Source organism: Dokdonella sp. (assembly GCF_035511235.1).
In the GTDB taxonomy this organism is placed as follows: Bacteria; Pseudomonadota; Gammaproteobacteria; order Xanthomonadales; family Rhodanobacteraceae; genus Dokdonella.
This window is the reverse complement of record NZ_DATKFQ010000002.1, coordinates 58,742-77,760: the sequence shown is the minus strand read 5'-3', so window position 1 is coordinate 77,760 and position 19,019 is coordinate 58,742. Positions and strand designations below refer to the sequence as shown.

The window sequence follows — 19,019 nt, the reverse complement described above, 5'->3', positions numbered from 1 at the left end:
GCGTGCAGCTGGCGAGTGGTTCGCATGCGGATCGCCGAATCGCGGCCGGCATCGGCCGTATCGCTGCGACCGTCCGCGTGCGGCGCCAGCCGTCTCGCTAGCGCGCGGCGGCAGTGCCCGCTGTGCGGCGGCGCGCGGCGCTTGCGCGTAGGATGGCGCGCGGTACGCGGCGAACCGGTGGCCGCGGCTGGGGCGCGGCAGCGCCCGCCGATCGAACGAAGAGGACTGAGCGATGTCGACGCACGGCAAGCTTTTCGCGATGGCGTTCGTGTTCTGTGCACCCGGCGGCGTGGCCGCCGCCGATCCGCCGCCGCCGGCCGCGCCGGTCCACGATGCGGCGCTGGCGCGCGCGCTCGGTGCGGACGAGCTCGGCATGCGCCACTACGTGCTGGTCGTACTGAAGACCGGACCGCACAAGATGCCCGCGGGACCCGAACGCGATGCGATGTTCAAGGGCCACTTCGCGAACATCGGCCGCCTCGCGGCCGAGGGCAAGCTGGCCGTCGCCGGTCCGCTCGACGGTGTCGACGGCTGGCGCGGCCTGTTCATCCTGGCCACCGCCGATCTGGCCGAGGCCAAGCGCCTGGTCGAGACCGATCCGGTCGTCGCGCGCGGCGAAATGGTGGCCGAATACCACGCCCTGTACAGCTCGGCCGCCCTGATGCAGGTCAACGAGACGCACGCCAGAATCGCCAGGAAGTCGCCGTGAGCGTGATGCCGCTCATCACGCGTGCCGCGTACGGTCCGGGGCGGATTCGACGAGGTGGCCGGCCGCGGCACGCCGGGTATCGGTGCAGCGCGCCAGGCGCGCATCCTGCGCCGGCAATCGGGTAACGCCTTGCCGCCCTGGTGATGGCAACGCAGCGCGCAGCATGCGTTGCGCCGAGTGGCCCCTGACGCGTTCGTTTCGCGTGGATGCATCCATCGCCACGGACTTTCGGATGTGTCATGCGATTCTCGATCCTTCTCGCGCTGCTCGTCGCAGCGGCTGCGGCGCCGGCATTCGCCGGTGAAGACGACTACCGCCTCGTCCAGGAGCTGAGCGCCGTCGCTTCCGGCGAGGGCGAGCCCTATCTGATGCACGGCTGGGACGTCGCGATCGACGGCGAGCTGGCGGTCGCCTGTGATTTCGGCGGCGCCGTACGGCCGGCACGGATCCGCACCTACCGTCGCACTGGCGCGCAGTGGCAGCGTCTGGCCGATCAGGACCTCCCGGTACCGGGCGATTCGGGCTGCCGGCTGGCGTTCAACGAGGGAACGCTGCTGGTCTCGAGCTATCGCTCGGTCGCGCCGTCGACCGGCTATCTGGCGATCTACCGCCACGACGGCGAGGGCTGGGCCGAGGAATATCGTGCCTCGGGCACCTCATTCGGTTTCGACGCGGTGGCGATCACCGACCACATCGGCGTGGTCGGCGAGCCGTTGTTCGACGGCGGCGCCGGCAACAATCAGGGGCGCATCTGGATCCTGCGCCGCGATGGCGACGGCGACTGGACCGAGACCCGCATGCCCTCGCCGATCCCGGCGGCCAATCAGCAGTACGGGACGGCGGTGGCGATCGTCGCTGGTGCGATCGTGGTCGGCGCGCCCGGCGCGCGCGTGGGCAGTTCGCCGGTGTACGAGAACGCCGGCGTGGCGTTCGTGCTGGAGCTGACGATCGACACCTGGAATCTGGCCGGCGTGCTCGGCGAGCCGGCCAACAGCGGCTCGCTGACCGGGCGTCGCTTCGGCAGCGCGGTCGCGATCAGCGGCGCCGATACCGCCGTTCCCGATCGCGCGCTGGTCAGCGCGCCGTCGAGTACGGCCAACGGGCGGCCCGGCATCGTGCGCAGTTTCCGGCGCGGTCCGGATGGCTGGGTGCCGGGTTCGTTCACGATCTCGATGCCGGCACCGGTCGCCGGCGATCAGTTCGGCTGCTCGCTGGCGCTCGACGGCGACTGGGCGGTGATCGGCACCTGCACCAGCGGCACGCTCGCGGCCGCGGCCGGTGCGGTGCAGGTGGCGCGCTTCTCCGGTGATTTCTCGAGCATGCTCTCGCTGACCGAGCGCACCGACCCGCAAGGCGCGCAGGAGGACTATCTCGGCCTGCGCGTGGACATCAGTCGCGACGGTCCGACGCTGATCGTCGGCAGCCTCGGCGCCGATCTGTACGGCAACGTGAACCAGGGCGTCGTGCTGGCCGGGCGCAGCAGCACCGGCGAGGCACCGACGCTGCAGCGCGCGATGGACGTCGGTCAGGGGCTCTCCCAGGCCAGCGCCACCCACATCGCCGCCGACGGCGATCTGCTGCTGCTCGGCGCGTCGAACGAGAGCGTCGGCATCCAGACCGGCCGCGGCGCGGCCTACGTGTACCGGCGCGATGCGGCCGGACTCTATCGGCTCGAGGCGCGCCTGCTGGCACCCGATGGTCAGGCCGCCGACGCATTCGGTTTCGGCGTGGCGCTGCGTGGCGAAGTGGCGATGATCGGCGCGGCCGGACGCGGCCAGTCCGGCATCGAAGGCGCCGGCGCGGTCTACGTGTTCCGCCGCAGCGGCGGCAACTGGACCCTGGAAGCGCAGCTGCAGTCCGAGGCACCGTCGGCGCAGGCGACGTATGGCCTCAGCATCGGCTTCGACGGCACCACCGCACTGATCAGCGACCGCAACGAGCGTGTCGAGGTCTATGCGCGCGCCGGCACCGGCGTGTGGACGCGGCAGCAGACGATCGCGCGCCATGCCTGGCCGCTGCGTCTGTCCGGCGACACCGTGGCCCTGGCCCATTCGTCAGCGGATCTCGGTGGCAGCCAGATCGGCGAGGTGGCGATCTACCGGCGCCAGGCCGGCACCTGGTCGCTGGAGACCACGCTGGTCGGCACGCAGTCCGAGCAGGGCTTCGGTCGCGACATCCACCTCGACGGCGATCGCCTGGCCGTGGTCAGCAACCGCAATGCCACACCGGTGCTGCTGTACCGGCGCAGCGGCGACCACTGGCTGCCCGAAACGAGCCTGCTGCCCGACGACGTCTCGGCCGACATGCAGTGCTGGTCGGCGGCGCTGCGCGGTGATCGCTTGATCGTCGGTTGCTGGCGCCCGCCGACGGACCGCCGCGGCACGGCCTATGTGTTCGAACGGCGCGGCGGGCTCTGGCAGCAGGTGCAGAAGCTGAGCCTGGCCGATGCCGGGGCGAGCGATTTCTTCGGCTACGCGGTCGGCTGGAGCGGTGCGGGCGAGGCCCTGGTCGGCGCTTTCGGGCGCGACGTCGATTTCGCCGCTCAGGGCGCGGTCTACGTGCACGCCGGCGATCGTCTGTTCCGTTCGGACTTCGACTGACCGGCGAACGGCAGCGGACCGCCGATGCGGCGGCGATGCTGCTCCATCTGATCGTACGGATCCGGCGGTGCTCCGTCCGGCTGCGCTCAGCCCAGGCCCGGCTCGAATGCCGGCACCGCCGGACCGAGCAGCGGCGCCGGTCCGGGCCGCAGGCCGTGCGCGGACCAGGTCGAGCGGCTGCGCCGCGTCTGCACGCGGATCGCGCGGTTGCGCGCGATCGACTCGGCGGTCGCGTAGCCGCGCGGATGGTCCAGGTGCACGACGATCGCGCGATGGCGGATGCGCAGACCGCGCACGCCGAGGTGGGCGAGGCGTTCGCCGAACTCGCGGTCCTGTCCGCCGTAGCCCATGCGCTCGTCGAAGCCGTTGACGGCGAGGATGTCGTGGCGCCAGCCCGACGCGTTGTGGCCGTTCCAGCTCGCGCGCGCGGTGCTCAGGCGGTCCCACAGCGCGGCGCGGTGGCCGTGCACGCGCAGCTTGCGCGAGATCGCCGCGTCGGTGCAGCCGTGGGCGCGCAGCCAGGCCGGATCGACGAAGCGGCCCTGCGCGATGTCCTCGCCGTCGATGCGCTGCGAGGTGCTCAGCGGCAGCTTGCAGTAGCCGCCGGACAGGAACCGGCCCGGCTGGCGCAGCGCGGCGTGCGTCGCGACGAAATCGGCGCGCGGGATGCAGTCGCCGTCGGAGAACAGCAGATAGTCGGCCTGCGCCGCCTCGATCGCGCGATTGAGGATCGCGCTCTTGCGGAAGCCCTGGTCCGGATGCCATACATGCGTCAGCGCCAGGTCGAGCTGCGGCGCGATGCGCTCGAGCACGTCGCGGGTGCGCGCGTCGCTGCCGTCGTCGGCGATCACCAGCTCGAATCCGCGCATGCTCTGCGCGGCGTAGCCGGCCAGCGTCTTCTCGAGCCACAGCGGCTGGTTGTAGGTGGACACGATGACGCTGAGCTCGGGCCGCGCGGCCTGCACGCGCCAGCGGCGGATCGTCGTGGACATCGGCATGCCTCGCGAGGAAAGCGGGCCCGCAGACTAGGCAGGCCGCGCGTCGCCGCGATGACGCCCGGACGGCAGGCCGATGACGGCCGCTTCGCCCCCTGGCCGGTGCGGCGCGTGCGCCGCGTCGGCGCACCGCGCCGGCGTCAGTCCTCGTGCTCGGCCAGGAACGCCAGCAGCCGGTCCTCGTCCCAGACCTCGATGCCGAGCTCGGTCGCTTTGTCGAGCTTGGAGCCGGCCTCGCTGCCGGCGACGACGAAGGCGGTCTTCTTCGAGACGCTGCCGGCCACCTTGGCGCCGAGCGCCTCGAGCCGCGCGCGCGCCTGATCGCGCGTCAGCGTCGTCAGCGTGCCGGTCAGCACGATGCTCTGGCCGTCGAGCGGCGCAGCCGGCGCGTCGTCGCCGCCGGACGAGGCCAGATCGGCCAGCACGCGCTCGCGCGCCGCGAACGTGTCGCCGAACAGACGCGCCTGATCCGGGTCGGCAAGCCAGGCGACGAACGCCGCGGCGGTCTCGGCCGGCAGGCCGGCTGCGACCAGCTGATGCTCGGGCGCCGCGAGGATCGCCGCGGCGCCTTCGAACGCGGCTGCGAGCTGCTCGGCGCGCCTGGGCGTCAGCTTCGGAATCTCCAGCGCGACGAGCACGTCCTTGATCTCCAGCGCCTGGCGCAGCTTCGGCGAAGGCGCGTGCTCGTCGCCGATCGCGACGCCGCGCGCGAGCAGGTCGTCGATGACCTGCTGGTTGCCGGACTGCTCGAAGAAGTGACCGATCGCGCGGGCGACCTCGCTGCCGATGTCCGGCACCCGCTTGAGCAGCGGCCAGGGCAGGCGGCGGATCGTCTCGAGCCGGCCGAACCAGGTCGCCAGCGTCTTGGCGGTGCTCTCGCCGACGTGCTCGATGCCGAGCGCGTAGAGGAAGCGCTCCAGCGTGGTCGTTCGGCTGTGCTCGATCGCCTCGATCAGGTTTTCGGCCCATCGGGTCGCGATCTTGCCGGCCTTGACCGTCTCGGGCGTGGTGCCGTCGCGCTCGTCGGCCCGGCGCTTCATCTCGATCAGGTCGTCGAGCGTCAGCCGGTAGAGGTCGGCGACCGAGCCGACGAAGCCGAGCGTGGTCAGATCCTCGATCAGCCGCTCGCCGAGGCCTTCGATGTCCATCGCGCGGCGCGCCGCGAAATGGAACACCGCTTCCTTGCGCTGCGCCGGACAGACCAGCTCGCCCGAGCAGCGCGCGACGACCTCGCCCTCCTCGCGCACGATGTCCGAGCCGCAGACCGGGCAGTGCGCCGGCATCGCCCACGGCACGGTGCCGGGCGGACGCTGGTCGGGCACGACGCGCACGACCTCGGGGATCACGTCGCCGGCGCGGCGCACGATCACGGTATCGCCGACGCGCACGTCGAGCCGCGCGACCTGGTCGGCGTTGTGCAGCGTCGCATTGGTCACGGTCACGCCGCCGACCTGCACCGGTTCGAGCTTGGCGGCCGGCGTCGCCGCGCCGGTGCGGCCGATGTTGATGTCGATCGAGACCACGCGCGTGGCCTGCTCCTGCGCCGGAAACTTGTGCGCGATCGCCCAGCGCGGCGTGCGCCCGACGAAGCCGAGCTCGCGCTGGCCGGCCAGATCGTCGAGCTTGTAGACGACGCCGTCGATGTCGAACGGCAGCGTGTCGCGGCGCGCGCCGATACGGCGGTAATAGGCCAGGCAGCCCTCGGCGCCGCGTGCGGTCTCGATCAGCGTGCTGACCGGAAACCCCCATTCGCGCAGCCGCATCAGCACGGCCGAATGCGTCTCGGGCAGCTCGCCGCCTTCGACGACACCGAGCGCATACGCGTAGAACGCCAGCGGCCGCGACGCGGTGATGCGCGGGTCGAGCTGGCGCAGCGAGCCGGCCGCGCCGTTGCGCGGATTGGCCAGCACCTTGCCGCCGTCGCGGCGCGCGCGCTCGTTGTAGGCCTCGAACGCGGCGCGCGGCATGTAGACCTCGCCGCGCACCTCGAGCACGCGCGGCCAGCCGCGGCCGCGCAGGCGCAGCGGCACGGTCTTGACGACGCGCAGGTTGGCGGTGACGTCCTCGCCGGTCTCGCCGTCGCCGCGCGTCGCGCCGCGCACGAAGACGCCGTCCTCGTAGCGCAGACTGATCGCCAGGCCGTCGAACTTCGGCTCGACCGAGAACAGCGGATCGGTCTGGTCGGTGCGCTCGACGATGCGCCGCACGAAGTCGTGGATCTCCTCGTCGCTGAACGCATTGGCCAGCGACAGCATGCGGACCTCGTGGCGGACCTCGGCGAACGTGCGCGACGGCGCGGCACCGACGCGCCGGGTCGGCGAGTCGGGCGTCGCCAGTTCCGGATGCTCGGTCTCCAGCGCTTCGAGTTCGCGCAGCAGCCGGTCGTATTCGGCGTCCGGGATGTCCGGGTCGTCGAGCACGTGATAGCGGTGGTTGGCGTCGTCGATGCGCTCGCGCAGGGCGGCGGCGCGGCGGGCGGGGGAGAGGGCGGGACCGGTCATGGCGCGGAGTGTAGAGCCTGCGGCGGACTCGCAGCTGAGCGCGCCGGCGAGCCGGCTGCAGCAGCTGCGGCAGCCGCGCGCCGATACCCGCGCCCGCGCAGACGAGAACGGTGGAACCGATGGCCCGACCGTTCGTCGCGGCCCGACGCCGCAGCGGCCGGGCGGCCATCATCGCCGAGCCGCGGCGCGCCGTCTGCCCGCGGGGGCGTCCGAACCCCGCCGCGCGCGGGCGCGCGTTGCAGCGGGCCATGTCGATGACGACTCCCGCCGATTGTCATAACCTCGCCGGCATGGGGGTCGAACGAACGGACGAAGAACTGATGTCGGCTTATGCCGGGGGCGATACCGTCGCCTTCGAAATCCTCTATCGGCGCCACCGCGGCACGGTCTATCGCTTCGCGCTGCGCGGCCTGCACAACCGCGCCGACGCCGACGAGGTGTTCCAGGAGACCTGGAGCCGGCTGATCGCCGCGCGCGCGCGCTACCGGCCCGAGGCGAAGTTCACGACCTGGCTGCTGCAGATCGCCCACAACCTGATCGTCGACCGCTTCCGGCGCCAACGACCGACCGCCTCCGGGGAGGAGACCGAGGTGGTGTTCCGCCGCCTCGACGCGCCCGAGGCCGAACAGCCCGACCGCGTGCTCAGCGAGTTCGAGCAACGCCGCAAGCTGCAGCTCGCGCTCGAGGACATGCCCGAGGAGCAGCGGCTGGCGTTCCTGCTGCGCATCGAGGGCGGGCTGGGGCTGGAGGAAATCGGCGAGCTGACCGGTGCCGGCCGCGAGACCGTCAAGTCGCGTCTGCGCTACGCGCTGGCGCGCATCCGTGCGAGGTTCCAGTCGTGAGCGGCGACCGTCGCGAGCGTGACCTCGACGCCTTCCTCGCCGAAGACGGCGGCGAACTCGGCCGGGTCTACCGCAAGCTGCCGCGGACCGAGCCGCCGCGCCGGCTCGATCGCGCGATCCTGGCCGAAGCGGCCCGCGCGGTACGCGGCGCCGACGCGCGACGCCGGCCGCGACAGCGCTGGCTGCTCGGGCTGGGCTCGGTCGCCGGCATCGCACTCGCGGCCGGCATCGCCTGGCAGGTGCAGCGCGAAAACGCGCCCGGCACGGCACCGGTTTCGCAGCCGGCACCGCCCGGCGTGATCGCGGTCGATCCGATCGTGCCGCCGCCGGCCGACCCGGTGCCCTCGCCGGTGCCGTCGGCACCGTCCGCCGCATCGGCACAGAGCACGGCGGCGCCGCCCAGGCCGGCGGCGTCTGCGCGCCAGGCGCCTCGTCCCGCCGCGGCCGAACCGCTGACGGTACGCGCCCAGCGCAAGGCCGCGCCCGAGACGGCCCCCGCGCCACCGCCGGCGGACGCCCCGTCGAGATCCGAGCAGGCCGCCGCCGGCGCCGACGAGGCCGCGGTTGCCGAGCGTGCCCCGGCAGCGCCCGCTCGCGAGGAGGCGCCGGCCGCGGACGCCGCGCGCTCGCGCGGCGGCGCGGTCGCCAGTCCGGCGCCGATCACCTCGACCGAGCTGCGCCGCAACATGCGTCTGCCGCCGGAGCGCTGGCTCGACGAGATCCGCCGTCTGCAGCGCGAAGGCCAGCACCACTGGGCCGGCGAGAACCTGCGGCTGTACCGCCGCGTGCATCCGCGTCGCGCGATTCCGGCCGATCTGGAACCGCTGCTCGACGATTGACGCGGTCGCGTCGCGCCGCCGGACCCAGAGCCCACGCAGGGCAGGCGTGATCGAGCCCGGCTGCGCGGCTGGCCGGGATGCGCGTCGTCAGTGACGCAAGCGGTGGCGCGCCAGCGCCGGTGTCCATCGCGACGCTCGCGCAGGCGGTCGGGTCGCCGATGCGCTCTCGAAACCGCGCGGCCGCCGGTGCAATGGCCGCGTCGACGCGAAGCGCCCCGCCGCGGCGCCTACAATGCGGCGATGGCGAGCAGCGAAACCCTGGCCGGCGAGTGCCGCCTGCAGCAGGACATCAAGAAGAGCCGCTTCGCGGCACGGGCCGCGCCGCTCGATGCGGTCGAGGACGCGCTGCGCTTCGTCGCGCGCGTCTCCGATCCGGCCGCCACGCACAACTGCTGGGCCTACCGGTACGGCCAGCAGTACCGGTTCTCCGACGACGGCGAGCCCGGCGGCACCGCCGGCCGGCCGATCCTGCAGGCGATCGACGGGCAGGGACTCGATCGCGTCGTCGTGGTCGTCACGCGCTGGTACGGCGGCATCAAGCTCGGCGCCGGCGGCCTGGCGCGTGCCTATGGCGGCTGCGCGGCCGAATGCCTGCGTCTGGCCGCGCGGCTGCCGATCGTCGAGCGCAGCACGCTGGAGGTGCGCTGCGACTTCCCGACACTGCCGATCCTGCATGCGCGTCTGTCCGAGTTCGCGGCCGAGCGGCTCGACGAGCGCTTCGACGCGGACGGCGCGCTGCTGCGCGTGGCCTTGCCGCGCGAGCGCGCGGCGGCGTTCGCCGACTGGCTGCGCGATCTGACGCGCGGGCGCGGCTCCGTACGCGATCCCGAAACGCCTGCGATCTGACCGCGCGATCCGCTACGCGGCGGCGCCGGCGTCGCGGGCCGGCTGGCGTTGGGCGATGCGGGCCGGTCGCGCGCCGATGGCCGCGGGTCGCGCTGCACGATGCGATCGCGCGGGGCCGGCGCCGCGGCCGATGCAGCGATCGATGCATGTCCAGGACGCGCGTCCCGGCCGCCGCCGATGGACCGGCCTCGCGCCCGCCGCCCACGGCGCCCGATCGAGCCGGCCGCCGCTGCGCCGCGCCTCCCTAGTCGAGAAAGATGAAGAACGCCGCCAGCGCGATCAGCGCGAAGCCGACCAGATGGTTCCATTTGATCGCGGCGCCGAGGTAGGTGACCGAGAACACCACGAACACGACCAGCGTGATGATCTCCTGGATCGTCTTGAGCTGTGCCGGGTTGTAGACCTGGTAGCCCATGCGATTGGCCGGCACCTGCAGGCAGTATTCGAAGAACGCGATGCCCCAGGCGACCAGGATGACCGCGAACAACGGACGATCCGTGAACTTCAGATGCCCGTACCAGGCGAACGTCATGAACACGTTCGAGGCGATCAGCAGCAGGATCGGGGCGGTGTAGGTCCACATGGACGGCACTCCGGCGTGGCGGTGGGGCGGGGAGGACGGCGCGAGCCTAGCCGATCGCCGCGCGCCGGGGTGTGCCCGCGCCGCGCTTGGGCGAGAATGCGCACCGGTGCCGCCGGGCGCCGCCGCTTCCCCGCCGTGCCGGCGCGGACCGTCCTCCGACCCGAACCGACATGGCCAAGAATCCGTTCCGCACCGCCCAGTACCTGATCAGCGCGCACCACCTGCGCGATCTGCCGCCCGACGAAGGCGCCGAGGCCGCGTTCGCCGGCCGCTCCAACGCCGGCAAGTCGAGCGCGCTCAATGCGATCTGCGACCAGCAGGGCTTGGCGCGCACCAGCAAGACGCCGGGGCGCACGCAGCAGTTGGTGGTGTTCCCGATCGACGCGATGCATCGGCTGATCGACCTGCCCGGCTACGGCTATGCCAAGGTGCCGGCCAATCTGCGCCTGCACTGGCGCGGCCTGATCGACACCTATCTGCGCACGCGCGGGGCGCTCAAGGGCCTGGTGCTGATCATGGACGTGCGCCATCCGCTGCGCGATTTCGACCAGCAGATGCTCGAGTACGCGGTCGCGACCGGACGCGCCGTGCACTGCCTGCTGACCAAGGCCGACAAGCTCTCGCGCTCCGAAGGCATGCGCACGCTGATGGCGGTGCGCAAGGAACTGCAGACGCTGGCGCCGCAGGCGACCGCGCAGCTGTTCTCGTCGCTGTCCAAGACCGGCGTCGACGAGGCGCGCGGCGTGCTGTCGCAGTGGCTGGGCCTGGGCGGCGCTGACTGAGCGCTAAATCGGCGCCGAGCGCGTTCAGGTCGGCGCGCGGCGTGCTCTGGCACGCTGCGGTCTCGATCGCGGGGGCTCATGTTGCGCGATCGGATCCCGCCCTTCCAGAACCCAGGAGAGTCGCCATGCTCAAGTTGGCCATTTTCTTCGCCGTGGTCGCGCTGATTGCCGGCGCGCTCGGCTTCACCGGCATCGCCGGTGCCTCGGCCGGCATCGCCAAGATCATCTTCTTCATCTTCCTCGTCCTGGTCGCGCTGGCGATCCTCGGCATCGTGCTCGGCATCAACCTGTTCACCTAGCTGCGCTCCGGGCGTGCCGCGACCGAGGCGTCGCGGCGCGCCACCGCCGGCCCCGGCGGCCGGGCCGCGTGGCATATCCTATGCGTCTCATGCGCGGCCGCATCCCCGACACCTTCATCGACGACCTGCTGACCCGCGTCGACATCGTCGACGTGATCGAGCAGCGCGTGCCGCTGCGCAAGGCCGGCCGCGACTGGACCGCGCGCTGCCCGTTCCACGACGAGCGCTCGCCGTCGTTCACGGTGTCGCCGGCCAAGCAGTTCTATCACTGCTTCGGCTGCGGCGCGCACGGCAGCGCGATCAAGTTCCTGATGGACTACGACCGCCTCGAGTTCGTCGACGCGGTCGAGGAGCTGGCCACGCGGGTCGGCCTCAAGGTGCCGTACGAGGGCGGCGGCCGGCGCGAGGTCCGCGAGGACAGCGCCGAGCTGTTCGAGCTGCTCGAGGGCGCCGCCGCGTTCTACCGGCGCGCGCTGGCGGCCAGTCCCCGGGCCCAGGCCTATTTCGACGGCCGCGGCGTCGACGAGGCCACGCGTGCGCGCTTCGGCCTGGGCTACGCCCCCGACAGATGGGACGGCGTGCTGCAGGCGCTCGGCCGCACGCCGCAGCGGATCGCGCTGCTCGACAAGGCCGGCATGCTGGCCGGCGGCGAGGGCGGCAAGCGCTACGACCGCTTCCGCGACCGCGTGATGTTTCCGATCCTGGACCGGCGCGGCCGCACGATCGCGTTCGGCGGCCGCGTCATGGGCAAGGACGACGGTCCCAAGTACCTCAACTCGCCCGAGACGCCGCTGTTCCACAAGGGCCACGAGCTGTTCGGCCTGTGGCAGGTGCGCGAGGCCAACCAGAAGATCGCGCGACTGCTGGTGGTCGAGGGCTACATGGACGTGATCGCGCTGCATCAGGCCGGCATCACGCAGGCGGTGGCGACGCTCGGCACCGCGACCACGCGCGAGCACGCCGAGCTCCTGTTCCGCAACGCGGCCGACGTCTACTTCTGCTTCGACGGCGATCGCGCCGGCCGCCAGGCCGCCTGGCGCGCGGTCGAATCGGTGCTGCCGCGCATGCGCGACGGCCGTCAGGCCTGGTTCCTGTTCCTGCCCGAAGGCGAGGATCCCGATTCGCTGGTGCGCCAGGAAGGTGCGGCCGGTTTCGAGCAGCGCCTGAAGGCGGCCACGCCGCTGAGCGCGTTCTTCTTCGCCGAGGTCGGCAAGGAGTCGGACCTCGGCAGCCTCGAAGGCAAGGCGCGGCTGGCCGCACGCGCGCGGCCGCTGATCGCGCAGATTCCCGAGGGCGCGTTCCGCGACCTCATGGAGGGCGAGCTCGAGCGCGCCAGCGGCACGCGCATGCCCGGCGCGTCCGGCCCGGCCGGTGCGCCGCTGATCGCGCGCGCCTCGGCCGAGGCGCGGGCCTCGCGGCCGCCGCAGCGCTCGCTGGTGCGCACCGCGGTCGCGCTGCTGGTGCAGAACCCGGCGCTCGGCGCGACCGTCGAGCCGCCGTGGACGTTCGCCGAGCTGCGCCAGCCCGGCGTCGCGCTGCTGATCGAGCTGATCGCGCTGACGCGCGGCCGGCCGAGCCTGACCACCGGCGCCCTGCTCGAGCATTTCGGCGAGCGCGGGGAGGCCGCCGCGCTGCAGAAGCTCGCGGTGATGCCGTTCCCCGGGGACGGCGAGGCCTTGCAGGCCGAGTTCGCCGGCGCGCTCGCGCAGCTGGAGCGCCAGGCGCGGCTGCAGCGCCGCGACGATCTGCAGCGCAAGCTGCACGAAACCGCGCTCAGCCCCGCCGAAAACGACGAGCTGCGCAGCCTGCTGGCGGCCGGCGGGCGCTGATCCGGCCGGCACTCGGCAAAATTTCGGCAAACGTCGCCGAACTGGACAGCATTGCCGACTTCGAGGACACTTGCGCGCCTGTTCGATCGGCTAAGGCCCCCGTGGCGAAGATCCTGGTCCTGCACGGCCCCAACCTCAACCTGCTCGGCACGCGCGAGCCCGAGGTCTACGGCTCGATGACGCTGGCCGCGATCGACGCGGAGCTGGCCGCCGCGGCGGCGGCGGCCGGTCACGCACTGGCGAGCTTCCAGAGCAATGCCGAGCACGCCCTGATCGACCGCGTCCACGCGGCGCGCGAGGAGGGCGTGGCCTGGATCCTGATCAATCCGGCCGCGTTCACCCATACCAGCATCGCGCTGCGCGACGCGCTGGCCGGGGTGGCGATTCCGTTCATCGAGGTGCACCTGTCCAACGTCCACGCCCGCGAGGCATTCCGCCATCACTCGGTCCTGTCGGCGCTCGCCGTCGGCGTGATCGGCGGCCTCGGCGTGGACAGCTACCGGTTCGGGCTCCAGGCGATCCTCGCCCGGCTCGCGGCCGTTCCATCCTGACCGGCCGCGGCATCCGCCGGGCCCCACAGACGAGTTCCCATCATGGATCTGCGCAAGATCAAGAAGCTGATCGATCTGCTCGAAGAATCGAACCTGGCCGAGCTGGAGATCAAGGAGGGCGAGGAGATCGTCCGCCTGTCGCGATTCCCCAAGGGCATCCAGACCGTGTCCGCGCCGCTGCCGGCGGTCGCGGTCGAGCAGCCGGCCGCGCCGGCGGCCGCCGCCGCGTCGAGCGCCCCCGCGCCGGCCGCCAAGCCGGGCCTGCCGGAAGGCCACATCGTGCATTCGCCGATGGTCGGCACCTACTACGCCTCGGCCAGTCCGGGCGCACCGGCGTTCGTCACGGTCGGCCAGAAGGTCAAGGCCGGCGACACGCTCGGCATCATCGAGGCGATGAAGATGTTCAACCAGATCGAGGCCGACGTCGCCGGCACGGTCACCGCGATCCTCGTCGAGAACGGCAAGCCGGTCGAGTTCGACGAGCCGCTGTTCGTGATCGGCTGAGACCGGAGCCTACGATGCTCGAGAAAGTCCTGATCGCCAATCGCGGCGAGATCGCGCTGCGCGTGCTGCGTGCCTGCCATGCGCTGGGCATCCGCACCGTCGCCGTGCATTCGACGGTCGACCGCAACCTCAAGCACGTCGGCATGGCCGACGAATCGATCTGCATCGGCCCCGGCCCCGCGGCCGAGAGCTATCTCAACGTGCCGGCGCTGATCGCCGCGGCCGAGGTCACCGACGCGCAGGCGATCCACCCCGGCTACGGCTTCCTGTCCGAGAACGCCGACTTCGCCGAGCGCGTCGAGCAGTCCGGCTTCATCTTCATCGGCCCCACCGCCAACGTGATCCGCCTGATGGGCGACAAGGTCGAGGCGATCAAGGCGATGAAGGCCGCCGGCGTGCCGTGCGTGCCGGGCTCGGGCGGACCGCTCGGCGAGGACACCGCCGAGAACCTGCGCATCGCGCGCGAGATCGGCTACCCGGTCATCATCAAGGCCGCCGGCGGCGGCGGCGGACGCGGCATGCGCGTGGTGTTCACCGAGGCCCACCTCGGCAACGCGATCGCGATGACCAAGACCGAGGCGCGCGCCGCGTTCGGCAACGACCAGGTCTACATGGAGAAATTCCTCGAGAACCCGCGCCACGTCGAGATCCAGGTGCTGGCCGACGGCCAGGGCCAGGCGATCCATCTCGGCGAGCGCGACTGCTCGATGCAGCGCCGCCACCAGAAGGTCGTCGAGGAGGCGCCGGCGCCCGGCATCACGCCCGAGCAGCGCGCCGAGATCGGCCAGGTCTGCGTCGACGCCTGCCTGCGCATCGGCTATCGCGGCGCCGGCACGTTCGAGTTCCTGTACGAGAACGGCCGCTTCTATTTCATCGAGATGAACACGCGCATCCAGGTCGAGCACCCGGTCACCGAGATGATCACCGGCATCGACCTGGTCCGCGAGCAGCTGCTGATCGCGGCCGGCCATACGCTGTCGATTCGCCAGGAGGACGTGCGCTTCACCGGTCATGCGATCGAGTGTCGCATCAACGCCGAGGACCCCGACACGTTCATGCCGAGTCCCGGCACGATCAAGACCTTCGAGGCGCCCGGCGGCCCCGGCATCCGCGTCGACACGCATCTGTACGACGGCTATCGCATTCCGCCGAACTACGACTCGATGATCGGCAAGCTGATCGCGCACGGTGCCGACCGCGACACCGCGATCGCGCGCATGCGCATCGCGCTGTCGGAGCTGGTCGTCGACGGCATCAAGACCAACGTGCCGCTGCAGCAGCGCATCATGGCCGACGGCGGTTTCCGCAGCGGCGGCCAGAACATCCACTACCTCGAGAAGCGCATCGCCGAGGCCAAGGAAAAAGCGATCGGCATCGGCTGACGCTCCCATGGCCTGGCTCGAACTCAATCTGACCGTGCGCCTGGACGACCAGCCGGCCGTCGAGGCCGCGCTCGAGGACGTCGGCGCGCTGGCGATCACGCTGCGCGACGCCGATGCCGAGACGCCCGACGAGCAGGCGATCTTCGAGCCGGGCGTCGGCGAGACGCCGCTGTGGGAGACGATCGAGCTGTCGGCGCTGTTCGACGCCGGCGTCGACCGCAACGGCCTCGTCCACGTGCTCGGCGAGCTGCTGCCGGCGCTCGCGCCGGACCAGATCGCGTTTCGCGAGGTCGCCGACCAGGACTGGACGCGCGCCTGGATGGACCAGTTCAAGCCGATGCGCTTCGGGCGCCGGCTGTGGATCTATCCGTGGAACGTCGAGCCGCCGGCCGATCCGGCGCTGGCGATCGTGCGGCTCGACCCGGGCATGGCGTTCGGCACCGGTACACACCCGACCACCGCGCTGTGCCTGGAATGGCTCGATGCGGCCGATCTGGCCGGCCGCCGCGTGATCGACTTCGGCTGCGGCTCGGGCGTGCTCGCGATCGCCGCGCTCAAGCTCGGCGCCGCCGAGGTCGCCGGCATCGACAACGATCCGCAGGCGATCACCGCCAGCCGCGACAACGCCGAGCGCAACGGCGTCGCCGAGCGGCTCGCGCTGTATCTGCCGGACGCCTTCGACGACCATCCGGCCGAGGTCTTCGTCGCCAACATCCTGGCCGGCCCGCTGGCCGAACTCGCGCCGCGCTTCGCGGCCTGCGTCGTGCCGGGTGGCGCGCTCGCGCTGTCGGGCATCCTGCACGGCCAGCACGAGGAGCTGCTCGCGCGCTACGGCGAGTGGTTCGACGATCTGACCGTCGCGGTCCGCGAGGACTGGGTCCGCATCAGCGGCCGGCGCCGCTAGGCGGTTGCGCGGCGCGCGGGCGTTCATCAGGCGCCGCTAGCATCGGGCCCACTGCGGCCGCGCGGCCGCCCCGTTGAGCCCGCGATGCCGACGCTCTGGACCATCGGACATTCGACCGACACGATCGACGCCTTCGTGCAGCGCCTGCAGGCGCATGCGATCGAGGTGGTCGCCGACGTGCGCCGCTTTCCGGGCTCGCGCCGCCATCCGCAGTTCGGGCCGACGCTGCCGGCCGCGCTCGCCGAGGCCGGCATCGGCTACCTGCATCTGCAGGCGCTCGGCGGCCGCCGCCGGCCGCTGCCCGATTCGCGCAACGGCGTCTGGCGCAGCGAGGGTTTCCGCGGCTATGCCGACCACATGGCGAGCGCCGAGTATCGCCAGGCGTATGCCATGCTCGCGGCGCTGGCCGCGGACCGGCGCTGCGCGGTGATGTGCGCGGAGCGATTGTGGTGGCAGTGCCATCGCTCGATGCTGGCCGACGACTTCATGCTGCACGGCTGGCAGGTCGAGCACATCCTCGGCCACGACGCGACCGCGCCGCACGCGTTCCGCGAGCCGGCCCGGCTCGAAGGCGACGTGCCGGTCTACGGCGAGGCGCAGGCCAGTCTGTTCTGAGCTTGCTCGCACGCGCTCCTCCGCTCAGCCCGGCAGCCGATGGGCATGCCCGGTCAGCCGCGCCGCGATCGCGCGCTGGAGCGGTGGTAGGCGCGCCGCGGCGCCGAGCACGGCTGCGCGCAGCCAGCGCGCCGGTGCGCGTTCGTCGGTGTACAGCGAGACGATCAGCTGGGTCGCGCGGTAGAGCGGTTCGGTCTCGCGGCGGTGCTCGCGTGCATAGCGCGCCAGCCGTGCCGGATCGGCGACGTCGCCGCCGGGCGAGTCCGCGCCGGCGCGGATCGCGGCGGCCAGACGCGCCTGGCCGAGCAGGCCGAAGTTGAAGCCGTGCGCGGTCACCGGATGCATGCCGACCGCGGCATCGCCGACCAGGGCGCAGCGCGGCCCGGCGAAACGATCGGCGAAGCTCGCGACCAGCGGATAGGCATGGCGGCTGCCGGCCGGCTGCATCGCGCCGAGCCGGCCGCGCAGGCGCTGCGTGATCTCGACGCCGAACGCTTCGTCGTCCAGTGCGATCAGCCGCTCGATCTCCAGTGGCGGCAGCGTCAGCACCAGCGACGAACAGCGGCCGGCCAGCGGCAGCAGCGCGACGGTCTGGCCGTGGTCGAACCATTCCAGCGCGACCGCCCCGTGCGGCCGCTCGTGCATCATCCGGCAGACCAGCATCGTCTTGCCGAAATCGCGCTGCCGCGCGCCGATGCCGAGCAGGCGCCGCGTCGTCGAGTAGCGGCCGTCGGCGGCGACGACCAGCCGCGCCGCGAGCGAGCGCCCGTCCGACAGCTGCAGCACGGTCCGGTCCTGCCGCGCGGTGTCGAGCGCGACGACGCGGCAGCCGTCGAACAGGCTCACGCCGTCGCCGCCGATCGCGGCGTCGAACGCCGCGCGGCGGATCGCCTGGTTCGCGACCAGGAAGCCGAGCGGCGTGCGGTCGCCGCTGCCGATCGTCAGCGGCGTCGCGCCGTGGCCGTCGACGATGCGTGCCTCGCGCAGCGGCGCGATCGCCTGCGGATCCAGCCGCGACCAGATGCCGGCCGCCTCGAGCAGGCGGCGCGAGGCGTGCGTCAATGCGATCTCGCGCCCGTCGAAGGCCGGCTCGGCCAGGGCCTCGCGCGATTGCGGGTCGATCAGGGCGATGCCGAGGCCGCTGCCGTGCAGGCTGCGCGCCAGCGTGAGGCCGGCCGGTCCCGCGCCGACGATGGCGATGTCGATGGGCATGACGGTTCCTGCTGCGGCCGGCACCAGCCGGCACGGAAGGCGCAGTGTCGCGGCCGGCGTGCCGGTCGGCTTTGACCGGCGTCATGCGCGCCGCGCCGCGGCCTGCGGCGCGCGGTCGCAGCGCGCGGCTCGGCGGCGCTGCGCGACGCGACCGGCGTCTCGTGCCCGCCGGGCGCCGCGCACGTACAATCGGCCGGCTCGCTCGCCGCCGCCTACGCCCATGTACGCCCAGTGCCCGGAATGCCGGACCATCTTCCGTTTCGCCGCCGCCGAGCTCGCGGCCGCGAACGCGAGCGTGCGCTGCGGCCACTGCAATGCCGTCTTCGACGCGCTGCGCACGGTGGCCGAGAGCCTGCCGCCGGAGCCGATCGACAGCCTGCCGGCGCATCCGGTCGCCGCTGCGCCGCCGCAGCTCGGCGTGCCGGTGTACCGGCCGCAGAGCCGCCAGACCCGCCTGTTCTTCGATCCCGACGAGCGCCCGCGCGCGGCCGAGCGGCCCGGCAAGCCGGCGTTCGCGCGCGTGCGCCGGGCGCCGCGCCGCCACCGCTCCTGGCCATGGGTCGTCGCCTGCGTGGTGCTGGCGATCGCGCTGGCCGTGCAGGCGGCCTGGGTCGAGCGCGCGCGCTGGCTCGAGAGCGACACCTGGCGGCCGCGCGCCGACGCGGTCTGCGCGAAGCTGGCGGCGCTCGGATGCCGTCTGCCGCCGCGCCGCGACCTGTCGCGTCTGGCGCTGAGCTCGCGCGACATCCGTCCGCATCCGTCGGTGGCCGGCGCGCTGATCATCTCGGCGACGGTGCGCAACGACGCGCCGTTCGCGCAGGCCTTCCCGGTCGTCGAGATCGTGCTGTCGGATCTCGACGAGCGGCGCGTCGCGATGCGCCGCTTCCAGCCGTCCGAATACCTCACCGATCCGCAGCTGCTCGCCGCCGGCCTCGCCGCCGGTGCCAGCGCCGCCCTGGTCTTCGAGGTGGTCGATCCCGGACGCGACGCGGTCGCGTTCGAGTTCCGCTTCGACTGACGGCCGTG

The 19,019-nt window shown here is 72.5% G+C and carries 17 protein-coding genes and 2 pseudogenes; 14 read left to right on the top strand and 5 right to left on the bottom strand.

Annotation, left to right across the window (positions count from 1 at the left end; genetic code table 11):
- The first annotated feature begins 232 nt into the window (after positions 1-232).
- Complete coding sequence (locus VMR06_RS00925; protein WP_325372037.1) at positions 233-709, top strand: YciI family protein; 477 nt, start codon at positions 233-235, stop codon at positions 707-709.
- Positions 710-948: 239 nt separating this feature from the next.
- Positions 949-3,309 carry an FG-GAP repeat protein gene (locus VMR06_RS00920; RefSeq protein ID WP_325372035.1) on the top strand — a complete coding sequence of 787 codons (2,361 nt, stop codon included), beginning with the start codon at positions 949-951 and terminating at the stop codon, positions 3,307-3,309.
- Between the two features lie 86 nt (positions 3,310-3,395).
- On the opposite strand, the gene VMR06_RS00915 is transcribed toward VMR06_RS00920, so the two are convergent.
- The 3 genes and pseudogenes from VMR06_RS00915 to ligA form a co-directional block, all read right to left on the bottom strand.
- On the bottom strand, positions 3,396-4,301 hold the full coding sequence (locus VMR06_RS00915) for a glycosyltransferase family 2 protein (RefSeq protein ID WP_325372033.1): 906 nt from the start codon (positions 4,299-4,301) through the stop codon (positions 3,396-3,398).
- Between the two features lie 143 nt (positions 4,302-4,444).
- Positions 4,445-4,690, bottom strand: a pseudogene (locus VMR06_RS18175) (BRCT domain-containing protein); the annotation flags it as partial.
- Positions 4,691-4,953: 263 nt separating this feature from the next.
- A pseudogene (gene ligA, locus VMR06_RS00910) lies at positions 4,954-6,805 on the bottom strand (NAD-dependent DNA ligase LigA); the annotation flags it as partial.
- Positions 6,806-7,059: 254 nt separating this feature from the next.
- Between ligA and VMR06_RS00905 the strand changes: the two are divergent.
- The 3 genes from VMR06_RS00905 to VMR06_RS00895 all read left to right on the top strand — a co-directional run bounded on the left by VMR06_RS00905 (position 7,060) and on the right by VMR06_RS00895 (position 9,332).
- Complete coding sequence (locus VMR06_RS00905; protein ID WP_325372029.1) at positions 7,060-7,647, top strand: RNA polymerase sigma factor; 588 nt, start codon at positions 7,060-7,062, stop codon at positions 7,645-7,647.
- On the top strand, positions 7,644-8,486 hold the full coding sequence (locus VMR06_RS00900) for a hypothetical protein (RefSeq protein ID WP_325372027.1): 843 nt from the start codon (positions 7,644-7,646) through the stop codon (positions 8,484-8,486). The genes VMR06_RS00905 and VMR06_RS00900 overlap by 4 nt, the downstream gene beginning before the upstream one ends.
- A 240-nt stretch (positions 8,487-8,726) precedes the next feature.
- Positions 8,727-9,332, top strand: a complete 606-nt coding sequence (locus VMR06_RS00895; protein ID WP_325372025.1) for a YigZ family protein — start codon at positions 8,727-8,729, stop codon at positions 9,330-9,332.
- 244 nt (positions 9,333-9,576) lie between these two features.
- Here VMR06_RS00895 and VMR06_RS00890 read toward each other — a convergent pair whose 3' ends face one another.
- Positions 9,577-9,915 (bottom strand): DMT family protein, encoded by a 339-nt coding sequence (locus tag VMR06_RS00890; protein ID WP_325372023.1) that lies wholly within the window; start codon positions 9,913-9,915, stop codon positions 9,577-9,579.
- A gap of 170 nt (positions 9,916-10,085) precedes the next feature.
- Here VMR06_RS00890 and yihA point away from each other — a divergent pair, with 170 nt between their 5' ends.
- From yihA to VMR06_RS00850, 8 genes are all read left to right on the top strand, one after another.
- Positions 10,086-10,697 carry a ribosome biogenesis GTP-binding protein YihA/YsxC gene (gene yihA / locus VMR06_RS00885; RefSeq protein ID WP_325372021.1) on the top strand — a complete coding sequence of 204 codons (612 nt, stop codon included), beginning with the start codon at positions 10,086-10,088 and terminating at the stop codon, positions 10,695-10,697.
- A 125-nt stretch (positions 10,698-10,822) separates the two neighbouring features.
- Entirely contained in the window at positions 10,823-10,996 is a 174-nt protein-coding gene (locus VMR06_RS00880) for a DUF1328 domain-containing protein (protein ID WP_325372019.1), read from the top strand.
- An 89-nt stretch (positions 10,997-11,085) separates the two neighbouring features.
- Complete coding sequence (gene dnaG / locus VMR06_RS00875; protein WP_325372016.1) at positions 11,086-12,825, top strand: DNA primase; 1,740 nt, start codon at positions 11,086-11,088, stop codon at positions 12,823-12,825.
- Between the two features lie 101 nt (positions 12,826-12,926).
- Positions 12,927-13,376 (top strand): type II 3-dehydroquinate dehydratase, encoded by a 450-nt coding sequence (gene aroQ, locus VMR06_RS00870; protein ID WP_325372014.1) that lies wholly within the window; start codon positions 12,927-12,929, stop codon positions 13,374-13,376.
- Positions 13,377-13,418: 42 nt separating this feature from the next.
- The gene (gene accB / locus VMR06_RS00865) at positions 13,419-13,880 is read left to right on the top strand and encodes an acetyl-CoA carboxylase biotin carboxyl carrier protein (protein WP_325372012.1); all 462 of its coding nucleotides are present in this window, start codon (positions 13,419-13,421) and stop codon (positions 13,878-13,880) included.
- Between the two features lie 14 nt (positions 13,881-13,894).
- Positions 13,895-15,262: an acetyl-CoA carboxylase biotin carboxylase subunit gene (gene accC, locus VMR06_RS00860; RefSeq protein WP_325372010.1), complete on the top strand. Its 1,368-nt coding sequence runs from the start codon at positions 13,895-13,897 to the stop codon at positions 15,260-15,262.
- A 7-nt stretch (positions 15,263-15,269) separates the two neighbouring features.
- Positions 15,270-16,166 (top strand): 50S ribosomal protein L11 methyltransferase, encoded by an 897-nt coding sequence (prmA, locus tag VMR06_RS00855; RefSeq protein WP_325372008.1) that lies wholly within the window; start codon positions 15,270-15,272, stop codon positions 16,164-16,166.
- Between the two features lie 84 nt (positions 16,167-16,250).
- On the top strand, positions 16,251-16,781 hold the full coding sequence (locus VMR06_RS00850; RefSeq protein ID WP_325372006.1) for a DUF488 domain-containing protein: 531 nt from the start codon (positions 16,251-16,253) through the stop codon (positions 16,779-16,781).
- Between the two features lie 24 nt (positions 16,782-16,805).
- Here VMR06_RS00850 and ubiM read toward each other — a convergent pair whose 3' ends face one another.
- Positions 16,806-17,993 carry a 5-demethoxyubiquinol-8 5-hydroxylase UbiM gene (ubiM, locus tag VMR06_RS00845; protein ID WP_325372004.1) on the bottom strand — a complete coding sequence of 396 codons (1,188 nt, stop codon included), beginning with the start codon at positions 17,991-17,993 and terminating at the stop codon, positions 16,806-16,808.
- Positions 17,994-18,213: 220 nt separating this feature from the next.
- On the opposite strand from ubiM, the gene VMR06_RS00840 reads away from it, so the two are divergent.
- Positions 18,214-19,011: a zinc-ribbon and DUF3426 domain-containing protein gene (locus tag VMR06_RS00840; RefSeq protein ID WP_325372002.1), complete on the top strand. Its 798-nt coding sequence runs from the start codon at positions 18,214-18,216 to the stop codon at positions 19,009-19,011.
- The last annotated feature ends 8 nt before the right edge of the window (positions 19,012-19,019 follow it).